The sequence below is a fragment of the Balneola sp. EhC07 genome, from assembly GCF_001650905.1.
In the GTDB taxonomy this organism is placed as follows: Bacteria; Bacteroidota; Rhodothermia; order Balneolales; family Balneolaceae; genus Balneola.
Map to the genome: position 1 here is coordinate 44658 of NZ_LXYG01000019.1, position 15995 is coordinate 60652.

General features: G+C 37.6%; 15 protein-coding genes. 6 read left to right on the plus strand and 9 right to left on the minus strand.

Translation table 11 applies throughout. The features are described from left to right. The first annotated feature begins 99 nt into the window (after window positions 1–99). The 6 genes from A8B79_RS13450 (at window position 100) to A8B79_RS13475 (ending at window position 7582) form a co-directional block, all read left to right on the plus strand. Window positions 100–969 carry a YicC/YloC family endoribonuclease gene (locus A8B79_RS13450; RefSeq protein ID WP_235603736.1) on the plus strand — a complete coding sequence of 290 codons (870 nt, stop codon included), beginning with the start codon at window positions 100–102 and terminating at the stop codon, window positions 967–969. 60 nt (window positions 970–1029) lie between these two features. Continuing rightward, complete coding sequence (gmk, locus tag A8B79_RS13455) at window positions 1030–1599, plus strand: guanylate kinase (RefSeq protein ID WP_066223657.1); 570 nt, start codon at window positions 1030–1032, stop codon at window positions 1597–1599. Between the two features lie 5 nt (window positions 1600–1604). After that, window positions 1605–1898 (plus strand): DNA-directed RNA polymerase subunit omega, encoded by a 294-nt coding sequence (locus tag A8B79_RS13460; protein ID WP_066223659.1) that lies wholly within the window; start codon window positions 1605–1607, stop codon window positions 1896–1898. A gap of 2 nt (window positions 1899–1900) precedes the next feature. Continuing rightward, complete coding sequence (gene coaBC, locus A8B79_RS13465; RefSeq protein WP_066223660.1) at window positions 1901–3091, plus strand: bifunctional phosphopantothenoylcysteine decarboxylase/phosphopantothenate--cysteine ligase CoaBC; 1191 nt, start codon at window positions 1901–1903, stop codon at window positions 3089–3091. Between the two features lie 169 nt (window positions 3092–3260). Then, entirely contained in the window at window positions 3261–4136 is an 876-nt protein-coding gene (locus A8B79_RS13470) for an MBL fold metallo-hydrolase (protein WP_066223662.1), read from the plus strand. A gap of 68 nt (window positions 4137–4204) precedes the next feature. Continuing rightward, complete coding sequence (locus A8B79_RS13475) at window positions 4205–7582, plus strand: DUF4175 family protein (RefSeq protein WP_153038441.1); 3378 nt, start codon at window positions 4205–4207, stop codon at window positions 7580–7582. 103 nt (window positions 7583–7685) lie between these two features. Here A8B79_RS13475 and A8B79_RS13480 read toward each other — a convergent pair whose 3' ends face one another. The 9 genes from A8B79_RS13480 to A8B79_RS13520 all read right to left on the minus strand — a co-directional run bounded on the left by A8B79_RS13480 (window position 7686) and on the right by A8B79_RS13520 (window position 15984). Beyond that, complete coding sequence (locus A8B79_RS13480; protein WP_066223669.1) at window positions 7686–8441, minus strand: HAD-IIB family hydrolase; 756 nt, start codon at window positions 8439–8441, stop codon at window positions 7686–7688. Further along, entirely contained in the window at window positions 8442–9461 is a 1020-nt protein-coding gene (locus A8B79_RS13485) for a VWA domain-containing protein (RefSeq protein WP_066223671.1), read from the minus strand. Window positions 9462–9547: 86 nt separating this feature from the next. Then, window positions 9548–10834, minus strand: coding sequence for a glycerate kinase type-2 family protein (locus A8B79_RS13490; protein WP_066223673.1), 1287 nt, complete (start codon window positions 10832–10834; stop codon window positions 9548–9550). Further along, window positions 10831–11313 carry a hypothetical protein gene (locus A8B79_RS13495; protein ID WP_153038442.1) on the minus strand — a complete coding sequence of 161 codons (483 nt, stop codon included), beginning with the start codon at window positions 11311–11313 and terminating at the stop codon, window positions 10831–10833. The genes A8B79_RS13490 and A8B79_RS13495 overlap by 4 nt, the downstream gene beginning before the upstream one ends. Beyond that, a complete protein-coding gene (gene xrtX / locus A8B79_RS13500; RefSeq protein ID WP_066223676.1) occupies window positions 11285–11803 on the minus strand; it encodes an exosortase X in 519 nt (172 codons plus the stop codon). Before xrtX ends, A8B79_RS13495 begins: the two co-directional genes overlap by 29 nt. Further along, window positions 11800–13020 (minus strand): DegT/DnrJ/EryC1/StrS family aminotransferase, encoded by a 1221-nt coding sequence (locus A8B79_RS13505; protein ID WP_201118613.1) that lies wholly within the window; start codon window positions 13018–13020, stop codon window positions 11800–11802. Before A8B79_RS13505 ends, xrtX begins: the two co-directional genes overlap by 4 nt. Window positions 13021–13110: 90 nt before the next feature. After that, a complete protein-coding gene (locus A8B79_RS13510) occupies window positions 13111–13680 on the minus strand; it encodes an acyltransferase (RefSeq protein WP_066223679.1) in 570 nt (189 codons plus the stop codon). Window positions 13681–13783: 103 nt separating this feature from the next. Next, window positions 13784–14812 carry a Gfo/Idh/MocA family protein gene (locus A8B79_RS13515; protein ID WP_066223681.1) on the minus strand — a complete coding sequence of 343 codons (1029 nt, stop codon included), beginning with the start codon at window positions 14810–14812 and terminating at the stop codon, window positions 13784–13786. Further along, the gene (locus tag A8B79_RS13520) at window positions 14812–15984 is read right to left on the minus strand and encodes a nucleotide sugar dehydrogenase (RefSeq protein ID WP_066223682.1); all 1173 of its coding nucleotides are present in this window, start codon (window positions 15982–15984) and stop codon (window positions 14812–14814) included. The genes A8B79_RS13515 and A8B79_RS13520 overlap by 1 nt, the downstream gene beginning before the upstream one ends. Window positions 15985–15995: the final 11 nt, after the last annotated feature.

Here is a 15995-nt window from a genome sequence, read left to right on the forward strand (position 1 = left end):
GAATCGTGGAATACTTGCCAAGTAGTTTCTTCCCGTCTGTTACTTTTGTACCTTTGTTTTTCTTAAAAATTCATCTGCGATTCATATATGATTATTTCTATGACCGGATTTGGACGGGGCGAGGCTACTGAAAATGGCATTACCGCTACTGTTGAAATCAAATCCTTAAACAGCCGATATTTAGATCTTTCTATACGGCTTCCACAACGACTTCAAGACAAAGAACTTATTTTGAAAGAATTAGTTCAGAAAACCATCAGTCGTGGAAAACTGAATATTAATGTTCACGTCACTGAGTCTGACTCCGGTGAGCCACACATCAAAGTAGATGAAGTTAAAGTAAAAGCTTATGCTCGTATTTTGCGAGAAGTCCAGGAAGCGGCGGGAATTGAAGGCAGTCTGAACGTCAGAAATATTACCGGTTTTGGAGATGTTTTTATAACTCAGGAAGATGATGAAGAGATCCTTGAAAAAAAATGGTCTGTTGCTTTAAAAGCTTTGAACAGCGCCGTGGAAAATCTGATTGCAATGAGAACGCAGGAAGGCAATCAGTTAAAAAATGATCTTATTGAGCGAATTGAAAATATCGAAGCCAATCTTAAAGATATTGAGAAAGTAACTAACGGCAGAGTTGAGGAAATCAGAAATAAGCTTCGTGAGCGAATTCAACAATTATTCGACGACGAAAATTTTGATAAAGAACGCCTTGAAACAGAAGTTGCTGTTATTGCAGATAAAATGGATATCACCGAAGAAATTGTGAGAATGCGTGCCCATTTAAAGTTCTTTATTGAAGCAATTGAACAAGCTGAACCTGCAGGAAGAAGACTGAATTTCTTAACTCAGGAAATGAACCGTGAATTGAACACAATTGGTTCTAAAGCAAATGACTCTGAAATTGCGCATCACGTAGTTCGTTCTAAAGAAACGCTGGAGCAGATCAGAGAACAAGTACAAAACGTTGAATAAACTAGATTTTAGTATTTAGTATTGAGACGCTTTTCTCAATACTAAATACTCGGTACTAATATGAAAGGTAAAGTTATAATTCTTGTTGCTCCCAGTGGAGCCGGAAAAACCACGCTTGCAAAAAGACTCTTCAAAGATTTTGACGATCTGAAGTTTTCTGTTTCTGCTACTACCAGGCCACCCCGTGAAGGCGAAGAAAATGGTATACATTATCATTTTTTATCTGATGAAGAATTCCAAGCCCGAATTGATGAGAATGACTTCCTGGAATGGGAAGAATTCTATGGCGGAAAGAGATATGGTACTTTGCAATCAGAAGTTGATAAAAGCCTGAAATTAGGCTATTTTGTTTTGCTTGACATCGAAGTAAAGGGAGCCGTAAATATCAATGAAATATACGGCGATGAGTGCTTGAGCATTTTTGTTCAACCACCTTCACTCGAAGTCTTAAAGCAGCGTTTAATAGCCAGAGGCACTGAAAATGAAGAAACTCTTGCCTTACGACTTGAACGTGCAAAAGAAGAACTTACATATGCCGATCGATTTGATCGGGTTATTATTAATGATGATCTAGAGACTGCTTACTCTCAAATAAAGCAAGCTGTTCTCGAATTCATGAATTCAAATTAGAAAATATGCCAATTCGCACACTTGACATCGAAGAGCTGAAAAAGACAACCGGTAACAAATATGAGTTACTTGTGATCATGTCTAAAAGAGCTCGTCAGATTGCCGCAAATGAAAAATTAGAGCTTGATGAAAAGCTACAATATTTCGAAGGTTTTGAAGACGAAGACGAGTTTTCATTCAATGAAGAACAAGAGCAAATTTCAAAGTCTTTTGAAAAACTTCCTCATGCAGTACAACGATCTATTACTGAAATGGAAGCCGGTAAAACTTATTTCCGTCGTCCTGAAGTAGAGGAATAAAAATGCTCTCCGGAAAGCGCATTGTTCTCGGTGTCACCGGAGGAATAGCAGCTTATAAAGCTGTCTTTTTACTAAGAGAATTTCAAAAAGCGGGTGCTGAAGTACGAGTCACTATGACTCCCTCAGCCACTCGCTTTGTTGGTTTAGAAACTTTTGCTTCCCTTTCTCAACATGAAGTTGCCGTTGAAATTTTCCCCGACGACACTCAATCAACTGATTGGACCCGTCATATTAACTGGGGAGAATGGGCCGATCTATTTGTGATCGCTCCTTGTACAGCAAACACTCTTTCCAAAATAGCTTCTGGAATTTCAGATAATATGCTTACGAGTACAGTTCTTGCAGCTCGCTCGCCTATTTTGATATGTCCTACGATGGATGGAGAGATGTATGAGTCTCCGACTGTAACTGAAAATCTAAAAAAAGTTCAGGAATTCGGATATCATGTACTAGAGCCGGCATCCGGATTTTTGGCTAGTGGTCTGGAAGGAAAGGGCAGGCTTCCGGAATTCGAAGACATTCTGGATAAAGCTTCAGAAATTATTGGATCCATCGAAGGACCTTTAAAGGGAAAAAAAGTTGTGGTCACCGCAGGACCCACCAGAGAGTTTATTGACCCTGTTCGCTTTATTTCAAATCCAAGCTCCGGCAAAATGGGGTTTGCAATGGCCGAAGCTGCAAAAAGATTAGGCGCTGAGGTCAAACTTGTTCATGGACCTGTTTCCGTTCCAAAACCTGAAGGCATCCACACAACTTCCATTACAAGTGCTGCCGAATTATTTGAAACTGTTAAAACCCATGCTGATGCTGATGTAATTATAATGGCAGCTGCTGTATCAGATTTCACTCCTTCAAAAACATATTCACACAAAGTGAAGAAGGAAAGCGGTTCAAGTTCTATTGAGCTTTCAAAGACTACAGATATTCTGGCATGGCTTGGTGAAAACAAGAAATCAGATCAGGTTTTGATCGGGTTTGCAATGGAAACAGAAGATCTGATCAAAAATGCTGCGAAAAAGCTTAGTAAGAAAAATGCAGACTGGATCATCGCAAATTCTATAAGTACTGAAGGTGCTGGTTTTGAAGTTGATACCAATCACGTGCACTTGATCAGCAAAGATTCTGAAACTGAATTTAGTGGAACCAAACAGGAAGTTGCTGAACTGATACTTGGAAAGATATTCCGAAAATGAGTTTCGTTATTCGAAATAAAAAGTAAAAATTGTAATATTTAAAGGTCATTTCACGGCGAATGCCTGAAATCTGGATTTCGATCATTTATAGAAATAGAGTTTTAAAACACAATTTAGATTCCTGCCTCCACAGGAATGACTTTATCACAACAATAAAAAATACTGATCTATGAGCTTATCCAAAACCACGCTGGGAAATTTTGAGTTGTACACCATCGAAACCGGTGACTTCAAACTAGATGGCGGTGCTATGTTTGGCGTTGTTCCTAAGACGTTATGGTCACGAGGAATTGAAGCCGATGAGAAAAATCGTATTCAAATGACCATGCGTTGTTTATTGATCAAATCAAAAGCTACAGATAAACTTTATTTGATTGATAATGGACTTGGAACAAAGTTCAATGAAAAGCTCATGAAGATCTATCAGGTGGATTTCAGCAAACATACCATGGAAAAATCCTTTGCAGAACATGGTTTTAATTTCGAAGATGTGACCGACGTGATCTTTACTCATTTACATTTCGATCATTGTGGTGGGACTTCATACTATGATGAAGACGGAAATCAACAATACACTTTCCCCAATGCTGAATATCATGTAACAAAATCTCATTGGGAAACAGCCACTAATCCTAATGCCCGTGAAAAAGCCAGCTTTCTTCCTGAAAATATAAACCCGCTAAAAGAGACTGATAATCTGAATCTTGTAGATGAAGATTATATCTATGAAGAAGGTTTATCAGCAATTATAGTAAACGGACATACACTTGGCCAACAGCTTCCACTCATTGAAGGAGATGGGAAAAAGATCTGTTTTGTTGCTGATCTTCTTCCCACTCATGTCCATGTACCGCTTCCGTGGGTAATGGGATATGATATGTATCCGGCTGAAACTCTTAAAGAAAAAGAGGGTTTTCTGGAACGTGCAGTTCGCGAAGACTTCCATTTATATCTGGAACACGACTATTATAAAGAGATCATCAAACTCAGTTCAGATAACGGAAGATATTCTGTAGCCGAATCACTTTTGTTAAATGAAGTATAAGCTGCAATAAAGCTTCTCATTTACGGTTTTTTAGAACATATTAAGCAGGATTTCCTTTTCTTATGGGTATGCGAGAAGACCATCAAAAATCAAAGTCAGAACAAATAAAAAAAGAGCTTCATCAAGCCTTTGATGACTTGGAACGTCGTTTTTTCATTTCAAAAATTCTGGCCGGACTTTCTGCTCTTTTTAGTGTGGTATTGTTACTTATCGCAATCGAACAATTTAGTTTTCTGAGCCCGGCTGTAAAATCCGTAACTGTATTGCTGGCACTTGCTTCAGCAATCGGGCTGTACTTGTGGTTACGCTCCCAAAACAAGCCTGATCCGTTTCATACATTCTACAAAAAATTTGCTCACAGTCAGCAGCTGGAAGAGATCAATTATTATCTGGATCTGGAGAAAGACGAGCTAGCTGATTCAGCTCTTGTTCAAGCCGCTATCGAAAAGAATCTTTCTTCAATTGATTATCAGCAGTTTAAAGAACGCCTCGTTTCTTATTCCGATTCTCAATCTCAAACCCGTTTTTTCAGAAATTCTATCAAGATTTCCGGAGTAGTGCTTCTCTTTTTCATAGTAACGGCCTTTACATTTCCTGATGGAGCCCAAAGAAGTGTTTACCTTTGGAAAGCTTTTGAAAAACCAAATCCCTACACTTTTACCGTTACCCCCGGTGATGTAACTCTGGAACAAGGTTCACCATTTTCAGCGAGTATCAATTTCGGTGATAATCAAACCCCCGAAAATGTAAATCTTTTTGTTAAAACATCGGTTGAGGAAGACTTCAGGTCTTTGAACATGGATCCCATGGCATCCGGATTCGCTTCAATCCCTTTTAATCTGAATAACGATCTGGAATATTATATTGAAATGGATGGATTCAGATCTGAAACTTATGAAGCTTTTGTTCAATTGCGCCCCCGGTTTTCTGAACTGATCTCCACTACAATTCCGCCGGATTATACTCGCCTGGACTCAACATCTCAGTCTTACCCCTTTTCTCTGATAAGAGCTTATCAGGGATCTTCGATAAGTCTGAACGGCTCTTTGAATAAAGAAATTGATCAATGGGAAATCATTTCAAGTTCGAATTCAATAGACAGCAATTCCATTGACCGTCAACAATTTTATGCGGGATTTTTAGTAACTGAGCCTGATACCATTTCCTTCCTCCTTAAAGATAAAAGCGGACTACAAAACAAAAACCAGTTTCAGTTTATCATTGAACCAATTATTGATGAGTACCCAATCATAGAATTAGTAGAACCCTCTGCTTCTTTCGAAATGGTACAGCCTAAGAATCTACCCCTAACTTACAAAGCTACAGACGATTTTAATATTACTCGAGGTCAACTTAAGTATGAACTCAAAAAAGCTTATGTCGACGATCCTCGGAACGGCTCCATCCGCCTAGATCGTCCGGTAAATGGAGTTCTTCAGCGATATGAGTGGGATATTTCCGAACTGAAACTTTCTCCTCTAGACGAATTAACTTTTTGGATAGAAGCTTCTGATAATGATGGTTACAATGGTCGAAAAACATCTCGTTCACAAGAGATCACTTTAACAGTTCCTTCTTTAGTGGATTATTTTGAATCTCTGGATGAAAAGGAAGATGAAGTTGACACCGATCTGGAGTCGATATCAGAATCTTTTGAGGAAATGAGTGAGGCTTATGACGATTTTGAAGAAAGCCTGAAGGACAACCCCGAAGTAAATTATGAAAATCAGAGACAAGTTGAAGAGGCTTCAAAGAAACAGGAAGAAGTTCAGAAAAAAATAGACGAACTCAACGAAAAGTTTGAAGAGATCAAAAATGAGCTTAGTGAGAATAACTTACTGAGTGAAGAAACACAAAAAGCCTACGATGAGCTTAAAAAACTCATGGAAGAAATTGATGATCCGGGTTTGCGTGAGGCTTTAGAAAAGCTCAAAGAAAATATGCAGCAACTTAATCCTGAGCAACTACGTCGTGCCATGGAAGATGTACAATTCAGTGAGGAAGATTTCAAAAAGAGACTGGAGCGAACAATCGAATTGTTTAAGCAACTGAAGCTTATGTCTGATATGGAAAAACTCGCCAAGTCATTTGAAGACCAAGCCAGACAAGAACAAGAGCTATCAGAAAATCCTCCATCAGACGAAGAAGCTGAAAACAAAAGAAAAGAAGATCTGAAGCAGATCGAAAAGCTTAGAGAATCCATTGAGAACCTATCCGAGAACACTTCTGAGAAAACAGAGAAACCTGTTTCTGAATTTCAAAAGGAAACTCAGGAAGAATTAGAAAACCGCATCAAAAAAGAAATTGAAAACTGGCTGGAGGAGAACCAAAATCAGGAGCAAGGATCGGGGGACGAAAACAATGAATCTCAACAACCTCAAAACCAGCAACCCAATCTCCAGCAGCCTTATCAGGAATTAGCTGCGAAAACCCGCGAGCAAATGAAAGCGATGGGGCAGCAACAAGATCAAATTAATGTTGCTGGACTTCAGTATGTCTTGCATTCATTATTAACCCTTTCAACTGAACAAGAGGACTTGGTTTATCTTTCACAACAAACCGAGGATAGAAGTTTAGCTTATATAGAGTTGGCTCGGGATCAAAAAAATGTAGAACAAATATTTGGGGCTCTGTCTGATACACTATTTAATCTTTCAAAATCTATTCCTCAGTTTTCTAATCAAATTAATTCAAAAACCATTGAGCTTAAGAAGCAGCTGGATCGTTCCCTGACACAGATGGCTGAACGAGACCAAAGAAATTCCTCGGTTGCTTCGCGTCAAGCATTTGGTGGAATTAACGAGATCGCATTTATGATCGCTAATCTTTTGGAACAACTTCAGAATAACCAAGGCGGAGGCAAAGGTGGAAGTGGTAGCCCTCAATCTATTCAGCAAATGATAGAACAGCTTGGCGAAATGAAAGGGAATCAACAACAGTTGAATGAACAACTTCAACAGATGATCAATGATATGCAGGGGGAACGACTTTCAAATGATCAAATGGAGCGTTTAAATCAGCTTGCAAAGCAACAGAACAGAATAAGAAAGCAACTTCAGGAACTACGTGAGAGTGGTGGCTTAGAAGGCGATCGTGCCGGAAGTGAGATTCAGAGAATGATCGAAGAAATGGAGGACACAATAAATGATCTTCGCGGAGGAGCAGTAGATCCAACCTTGATCGAGAGACAACAAAACATTCTTACCAGAATGCTTGATGCGGAAAAATCGATGCAGGAACGAAATGAAGAAGAGCAAAAAAGAGAAGGAAATCAATCTAAAGGCTTTGACAGAGTAACTCCATCGAACATCACTCTTGAAGAACTGGAAAAACAAATCCTTTCAAGACTTAATGACCCTAACTTTACAAAATATTCACCGGATTATCAGAAATTGATAGAGCGTTATTTTGAGTTGTTGAAACAGCTTCAGGAAAGACAAAGTTGATTAAACGTGAATAGTAAAAAGGGAGAAGTAAAAAGAGAAAAGATGAACGAATCAGGTTTGTATTTTTATTAACAAACGCTTTTCACTTTTGCCTTTTTACGTTTCAGTTTTCACTCAGTGACCGATTATATTCAATCACTTTTTTATAAGCCTCCAGAACAGCATCAGCATCTTCCCCATTCATTACATCAGAAACTTCTTTAGCTGATTCCATTGCATTATTAGGAGCAAATGGTTTCCCTACTATTTCTAATCCCGGCCTGTCACCTCCTGTATCTCCAATAAAGGCAACTTCGTTTAACTCCAGATCAAGAAGCTCACAAAGAAACTTGATCCCTTCTCCTTTATTTGTGCTTTTTGAGATCACATTAATGGAAACGTCTGTGTAGTGTACTTCAAAATTCGGATAATTGGCATCCACATATTTCCTGATCTCGGGATACATCTTATGAATAACTGCCGGTGTTTGATTTATAATTCCCGAATCGGTGTGTTTAGCAAACTCCGGTATCGTATTGGGATATTTCTCAATGAAATTTGTTTTGAGATGAGCTTTTAACTCTCCCAATTCACGCTCTCTGTCTATATCGAAAGTTGGGTGCCAGTGCAGCGTATTGTTAGCCATGTCGTAAACGCCTCCCCCACTTTCAAACAAAAAAGGTTTATACATACCCATCCATTGATAAACTGCTTCTGCATACGGCATCGGTCGACCGGTACAAATTGTTAAAGGCGGAACCGTTTCATCAGTTTTACTTAGCTCGTTAAGCTCTTTTAGTTCGGTAATTATTTCCCACTTTGGAGGAATGAAAGGCATACTTATGCATCCGTCCAAATCCGTAATAAAAAGTTTGATCATCTATTTTTCTTTTCGATAAGCCGGAACAAGGTAAGCAAATGTAAAGCACAACAATGCTAATGCCCCCATCCATTGATATTGGTTTTTATAGTCAGCGTATTCCTGACTTGAGAATTCTCCCTTTTCAAGTTCATCTACCCGAGCAAGAAAAGCGTCAATTCCGTCATTTCCTCTTTCAATTGCGTAATAGGTACCGTTCCCTCTGCTCGCTATTTGTCTGAGTTCATCACTTTGTAATGAAGTAGTTACTACTTTACCGGATCTGTCTCTCTTATATCCAATCAAGTTTGAAGAATTTTCTTCGTAAAGAGGGATTGTAGTACCCTCATCCGTTCCTATGCCTAATGTGTATACATAAATATTCTTATCGATCAAGTCTTGCAGAGGTGCATCATAAGATTGCCCGTGATCTTCCCCATCAGAAATTATCAAAAGTACTTTAGCAGCTTCAGTTTCATTTTCTTCCAGTGATTCAAATGCAGTTATTGCAGTTTCCATTGCTGCTTTAAAATCAGTTGCAGAGCTTGGCATTTGATCCGTGTCAGCAATATCGAGAAAAAGCTTAAGCGCTGAATAATCTAAAGTCATCGGGCTTTGAAGATATGCTTCCCCTGTAAAAACTATTAAACCAACCCGGTCTCCTTTCAACCTTTCAATAAGTCTGTTGATCTCGAACTTAGCTTTTTCTAATCTGCTCGGTCGAACATCTTCTGCATTCATGCTCGCAGAAAGATCTAGCGCAATCAACATATCAACGCCCTGCCTTTTAACTTCCCGAACTTCAGTACCAATTTTTGGGCCGGCCATTGCGAGTAAAAGAAAGGACAATCCGGCAATAACAAAAACGCTTTTTAGTACATCACCTGGTTTCCAGAAACCTTTCCTTAGCTTAGCGAAAAGTTGTTCGTTAAAGATTCTCTCTCTCTTTTTCTTGAGGGCTTTAGTTCTTAACCACACTCCTGCAATCAACACCGGAATGAGGATTAGTAACCAAAGTAATAATGGGGACTGCCAGATCATGATTTTTTTATTTAATGAAAAATAGGAAACAGACTCGACACATGTGAATTAAGAATTCAAAATTTATAATTCTCAATTTTGAATTCTTAATTTATTAGAACTATCTGCAAATCCATAAGATTAATTCCAGTTGGTCCTGTTCGTAAATGCGTTTCCGATTTTTTATGAAATTCATATGAATTGTTATCTGACAAAAGCTTCTCCGGTTCAACTTTATTCTTTCTGGCCAATAAGGTCGTATTTGAATTTACAATTGCTCCGGCGACATCAGTTGTACCATCTATTCCATCTGTATCCATACTTAATAATGAGATTGAATGCTGTCCTTCAATCGATAATGCAACCATCAAAGCCAACTCCTGATTTCGCCCACCCTTTCCATTGCCTTTAACTTGTACAGTACTTTCTCCTTGATAAACTAAAGCTGATGGTTTTTTCATCTCGTTATTACCACTCAATATAGATATAGCTTTTCCACAAATTTCTTTTGACACTTGTTGAACAGAGCCTGAATACGCTTCTTTTCGGACCCAGACATTATATCCTTGTCCTTCTAAATATTTAGCTAACCTCTTCTTTAATGTGTCAGAACTAGATAATAGCTGAGCTTTATGATTTAATGGTTCAAACTCATCAGGTTTAGGAGTTTCGGGAATATATCCCTCGACCCCGCAGATCAAATGCTCCTGAATTGAAACCGGAACACTGTCCCAAATCTCTAAATTCTTTAAAATTTGAACAGCCTCTACAAAAGTTGAAGGATCCGCAACTGTGGGACCACTTCCTATTGTACTTATATCATCTCCGGGAACATCAGATTCTATCAAAGATATCAGATTGATATGCTCTATCTCTTCTGAAAGCTTTCCTCCTTTCAAATCACAAACATGTTTACGAACAATATTCATCTCATGGATAGAAGCGCCTGATTTAAGAAGCAGATCATATAGTACTTTAATTTCATCAATTTCGATTCCAAATGGGGGAATTGTCAGCATCGAAGATGTTCCTCCTGAAATGCAAAAAATCAATGTATTACCGGCAGGTATTCTACGTACAAAATCCAATACCTCATAAGAAGCGGCTACGGTGTTTGAATCCGGTATGGGATGAGAACCACCAAAAATCTGAATTTTATTAGAAATAAAACCCTCATGATCATCCGATACAACTATTCCGTCATATAGTTGATCGCCATATTTCTCAACAATTTGAGAAGCCATCTTCAAAGAACCTTTTCCTACGGCAACCAGATATATTTTACCATGGATACTGTCTTCAATTTCAAAAGGCACTTTCTTGCCGTCTTCAGAAACAACCAATTCCGGAATTTGTAAAAGCACATTGTATTGTTTTTCTAGTGTTTCCTTCATTCTGAGTCTTCGTTTTTTCGACGATACATTATATAAATTGGTATTCCGAGACTACCCAGAGGTGATAAATATCTGGTTAGGAAATCCATAATCTCCAGAAAAAAAAGATTTCCGTTACTTCCCGGTATAAAGCTCAAAAAAGCTATTAACCAAAATCCGATTTGAATGAGAATAAGTATGCCAAAATCCTCCCATCTTGCCTGTAACCATATAAGGCAAACAGAGCTAAAAAGGAAGAACATCCCAAAAGGCACCTTAAACACAAACTTCTTTGAAAAATCGCCGTCACTGTAAACTGTAGTAATTCCTACTGAGCTTTGTTGAAACTGATCCACTCCTGAAACTTCGATCTTACTTTTTATCAGATCAGCAACATTTGATCTAATCGGACGGAGTCCCATAAAGTAAAAGCCTACGAATAAAATTATTAATAATAAGCGCTTCAACACATTAAGCTGATTGAGTTTTAGGTAACTCATTAAAATTCACCCAAACCATCCATAACAGAAAAATAGAGATATAAAAAATCGTTGTTGTGGAATAATCATGTGTAAAATCAAAAAATGCCGGCCACTCTGCCTGAGTAATAGTGAGTATTACTATTCTGACTAAATTAATAATATAGATTGCACAAATCCCTATAATTGAGAAGCTTAATCTATTTTTCCATGAACCCGGATAAGCAAGAATGAAACCGAGAAAAAGTCCCATTGCTGCAATACCATTACATCCATCAACCACCTCAATACCTGAGTTTCCGTAGATCCCTATGATTCGGTTATAAGCAAAGGTTTCATATCCCAGCCATTGTACAATCCCATTACTATTAGAAATGATGTTATGCGAGATCCATTCATCAAGGCTACCGTCCGGAAGCAACCAAAGCTCATATACTATATACCAGACTACAAAAAATCCTAATGCCTTAAGAATAAATTTTGTGAGAGGAGATTTCAGTGAAATATTCATGACATAAATTGTGAAATTTTTCGTGCCACTTCTTTTACCTGTTCATCAGCTAACTCAGGAAATATAGGCAAAGAAATTGCAGTTCTGCTTGCACATACAGCATTAGGACAATCTTCAGCAGCATATCCAAGATCAGAAAAACATTCTTGTATATGAAGCGGAACAGGATAGTATACAGCGTTTCCAATCTTTTCCGAATCCAAAAACTCTGAAAGACCATCTCGATTCTTTACCCGTACTGTATACTGATGATAAATATGAAATCCGTTTTCTTCAGGGGCTCCTGTAGTTTCTTTAGGTAAAACTATTTTCCCGTCAGGAAATTCACAACTCGAATGTGATTCGCATTCAGAACAACCCTCATATTCTGAAACCAAACCTGATTCTTGAAATAAAGAATTATATAAATGAGCAATTTCGTTTCGTCTCTGCGACCACTCATTCAGATATTTCAATTTAACGCTGAGAACAGCCGCTTGAATAGCATCTAACCTGCTGTTTATACCAACGTATTTATGGTGGTACTTTGGTTTTGCTCCATGTAGCCTTAGAATATTAGTCTTTTCAGCTAATGCATCGTTTTTAACAGTAATCAAGCCTCCATCGCCATAGGCACCGAGGTTTTTACTTGGGAAAAAACTAAAGCATCCAAAATCTCCAATGGTTCCTGCATCTTTTCCTTTACATTTTGAGCCTATAGATTGAGCAGCATCTTCAATAACAAAAAGGTCATATTCTTTGGCGATTTCCATGATCGGATCCATATCAGCCATTTGTCCATATAAATGAACCGGAATAATTGCTTTTATCTTTTCGATCGGAATCTGAAGCTTTTTAGCCAGATCACTTTCACCTTCCAAAAACTCACGGATCTTTTCAGGATCAATGTTAAAACTGTGATGTTCTATATCTATAAAGATCGGAATTGCACCTAATCTAGATATTGCTCCTGCAGTTGCAAAAAAAGTAAATGGAGAAGTAATAACATAATCGCCGGGCTCTATATCTATTGCCATCAATGCCAAAAGCAACGCATCTGAACCCGAGGCACAGCCTAATGAATGGTTAGCTTTTGTATACCGATTAACTTCTTTCTCAAAATCCTTTACTGATTCCCCCATTATGAAATATTGAGAATCCAAGACCTTATGAATGCTATCATCCACTTCTTTTTTAATAGATCGGTATTGAGCTTGTAAATCCAGTAATGGTATCATCAGAAATATTTATTTTTTATAAAGTGGAAGGTAAAAAATGAATTTAGTCTTGAAAAAGTAAACTTACCTTTTGGTATCTGAAATTGGTGTTTAGCCTGGAAATATTTCTCCATTTTTTAAGAAATATTCTTCTCCTGTTTCTTCACACTTTGCTTTATTTGACTCATCAAATCGAAGTCTGATACCTGCTTTAGAAACCCAACCAATTTGTTTAGCCGGATTCCCAACAACCAAAGCATAAGGATTTACCGGTTTTGTTATTACAGATCCGGCTCCAATAAATGCATATTCACCAATTTTATTACCACATACGATCGTGGCATTTGCTCCAATAGAAGCCCCTTGTTCAACTATTGTTTTTTTATATTCTTCCTTTCGGGTTACATGACTTCTGGGATTAATTACATTAGTAAAAACCATGGACGGACCGCAAAATACATCATCTTTTAAAATAACTTCATCATAAATAGACACATTATTCTGAACTCTTACATTATTTCCTAAAACCGCTTTACCTCCCACAAATACATTCTGACCTAGCACACAATTACTCCCAATTTCTGCTCCTGAAATAACATGGACCCAGTGCCATATTTTGGTGCCTTCACCGATTTGCACATCTTTTTCAACAATAGCGGTTTTGTCTATATACACACTCAACGTAATAAATTTAGTTTTGATTTGAATTTAGCTGATAGCTGATAGCTGATAGCTGATAGCTGATAGCTGAATATAATCAAAACTAAAAACTCTGCACTAAAAATTACTTTATGAAGCCGCCGGCTCTGTATATTTTTTCAATAAAACCAACCACCTTCATTCCTTCAAATACATTAGTGGTTGCAGATTCATGGCCTTTTAATGCATTAACAACATTCTCGATTACATAATGGTGATTAGCTGCACTTCCTTTATACGGCCCGTAATCATTTGGAGGATTGGTTTCAGGAAGATCCGGTTTTTCATAGTTTTCAATATGGCAGTATTCGATCTCGTTCATATACTGACCGCCAACTTTCAGGCTCCCTTTGGTTCCCACTACCGTTATACTGCTTTCCATATTTTTATCCCAACATGAAGTTGAGTAATTCAGACAACCTATGCCCCCTTTTAAAAATTCAAACTGAGCAAATCCTGAGTCATCAAAATTTTCAAGATCGGAATGTGTGAAATTCTTGATTACAGACCTAACATTTTTAATATCCCCAAACACCCAATATAGTAAATCTATGAAATGGCTGAATTGAGTAAAAAGAGCGCCTCCATCTAGATCATTTGTGCCTCTCCAATCACTCGTAGAATAATATCTTTGATCTCTGTTCCAATAACAATTTGTTTGTACCATCAGAATATCCCCGAGTATATTCTCAGATACTACTTTTTTTAACCAAAGTGACGGTGGACTATATCTGTTTTGTTTAACTACAAAAGCCTGTTTACCTGTTTCTATCATTGTTGATAAAACTTTCTCACAACTTTCCAATGTAAGCCCCATTGGTTTTTCTATTACAACATGATAGCCTGCTTCTAACAATTTTATCGCATAATCAGTATGGAAGCCATTAGGAGTAGCAATATTTACAACTTCAGATTCAAGTTTATCTTTAATCAGGAAGTCTTGAATTGATGTATATTTTTCAGGGTTAAGATTAAGTGAATGAGCTGCTTCAAGTTGTACAGCATCAGTATCTACAACTGATATCAATTCAGAATCTTTATACTCATGTATAATTTTGGCGTGACGCTGACCGATCCTCCCAAAGCCGAGTACAGAAAACTTAATCTTGCTCATTAATCTTGCCCAAAAAGGTCTCTGGTGTAAACTTTATCCACTACATCTTCTATTTCTGTAACCATTCTGTTGGCAACAATTACATCTGACATTTTCTTAAAAGCATCTAAGTCTCTGATAACCTTTGAATGATAAAATTCATCTTCTTTTAGATAGGGCTCAAAAACTACTACTTCAATTCCTTTAGCCTTGATTCGTTTCATTATGCCTTGAATGGCACTAGCCCGGAAATTATCAGAACCTTGCTTCATCACCAATCGATAAATACCAACTATTTTAGGTTCATTCTTAATGATCTGTCTTGCAATGAAATCTTTTCGAGTTCTGTTTGCATCAACTATTGCTCTTATCAAATTATTAGGAACATCTTGGAAATTCGCTAATAATTGTTTGGTATCTTTTGGAAGGCAATAACCTCCGTATCCAAAAGAGGGATTGTTATAGTGATCTCCAATACGAGGGTCTAAACCCACACCTTCAATTACCTGCTCACTACTTAATGAATGAGTTTCGCAATAAGAATCTAATTCATTAAAATAAGCCACTCTCATTGCCAAATAAGTATTTGAAAATAACTTAATAGCCTCAGCTTCAGTTGAATCAGTGAATAAAACAGGAATTTCATTCTCACTTTTTTTTGATCCTTCAACTAATAGCGCTGCGAACCTTTCGGCTCTCTCCGAACGTTCTCCAACTACAATTCTGGAAGGATTTAAATTATCGAACAGCGCCTTCCCTTCCCGTAGAAATTCAGGAGAGAATATCAAGTTTTCACACCCAAGTTCTTTTTTGGTTTTTTCGACATAACCAACCGGAACCGTAGATTTAACAACCATGACTGCTTCCGGGTTTTTTTCCATTACATCTTTGATTACATATTCCACCGAACTTGTATCAAAAAAATTGGTGTCCGGATCATAATTAGTAGGAGTTGCTATAATCACAAACTCAGCACCTTTATAAGCTGTAACAGAATCCAGTGTAGCAGAAAGATTCAGATCATTATTCTTAAAAAAATTCTCTATTTCCTTGTCTGTTATTGGTGACTTTCTGTTGTTTATGAGATCGACTTTGTCTTTTACAATATCAACCGCTACTACCTCATGATGTTGTGATAAAAGTACCGCAAGAGATAATCCAACATATCCGGTTCCTGCTACTGCTATTTTCATAAATTAAACTA

Excerpts from the sequence above, each read along its gene's own strand:
- A8B79_RS13450 (WP_235603736.1), top strand. The coding sequence starts at position 100 with ATGACCGGATTTGGACGGGGCGAGGCTACTGAAAATGGCATTACCGCT.
- gmk (WP_066223657.1), top strand. The coding sequence starts at position 1,030 with ATGAAAGGTAAAGTTATAATTCTTGTTGCTCCCAGTGGAGCCGGAAAA.
- A8B79_RS13460 (WP_066223659.1), top strand. The coding sequence starts at position 1,605 with ATGCCAATTCGCACACTTGACATCGAAGAGCTGAAAAAGACAACCGGT.
- coaBC (WP_066223660.1), top strand. The coding sequence starts at position 1,901 with ATGCTCTCCGGAAAGCGCATTGTTCTCGGTGTCACCGGAGGAATAGCA.
- A8B79_RS13470 (WP_066223662.1), top strand. The coding sequence starts at position 3,261 with ATGAGCTTATCCAAAACCACGCTGGGAAATTTTGAGTTGTACACCATC.
- A8B79_RS13475 (WP_153038441.1), top strand. The coding sequence starts at position 4,205 with ATGCGAGAAGACCATCAAAAATCAAAGTCAGAACAAATAAAAAAAGAG.
- A8B79_RS13480 (WP_066223669.1), bottom strand. The coding sequence starts at position 8,441 with ATGATCAAACTTTTTATTACGGATTTGGACGGATGCATAAGTATGCCT.
- A8B79_RS13485 (WP_066223671.1), bottom strand. The coding sequence starts at position 9,461 with ATGATCTGGCAGTCCCCATTATTACTTTGGTTACTAATCCTCATTCCG.
- A8B79_RS13490 (WP_066223673.1), bottom strand. The coding sequence starts at position 10,834 with ATGAAGGAAACACTAGAAAAACAATACAATGTGCTTTTACAAATTCCG.
- A8B79_RS13495 (WP_153038442.1), bottom strand. The coding sequence starts at position 11,313 with ATGAGTTACCTAAAACTCAATCAGCTTAATGTGTTGAAGCGCTTATTA.
- xrtX (WP_066223676.1), bottom strand. The coding sequence starts at position 11,803 with ATGAATATTTCACTGAAATCTCCTCTCACAAAATTTATTCTTAAGGCA.
- A8B79_RS13505 (WP_201118613.1), bottom strand. The coding sequence starts at position 13,020 with ATGATACCATTACTGGATTTACAAGCTCAATACCGATCTATTAAAAAA.
- A8B79_RS13515 (WP_066223681.1), bottom strand. The coding sequence starts at position 14,812 with ATGAGCAAGATTAAGTTTTCTGTACTCGGCTTTGGGAGGATCGGTCAG.
- A8B79_RS13520 (WP_066223682.1), bottom strand. The coding sequence starts at position 15,984 with ATGAAAATAGCAGTAGCAGGAACCGGATATGTTGGATTATCTCTTGCG.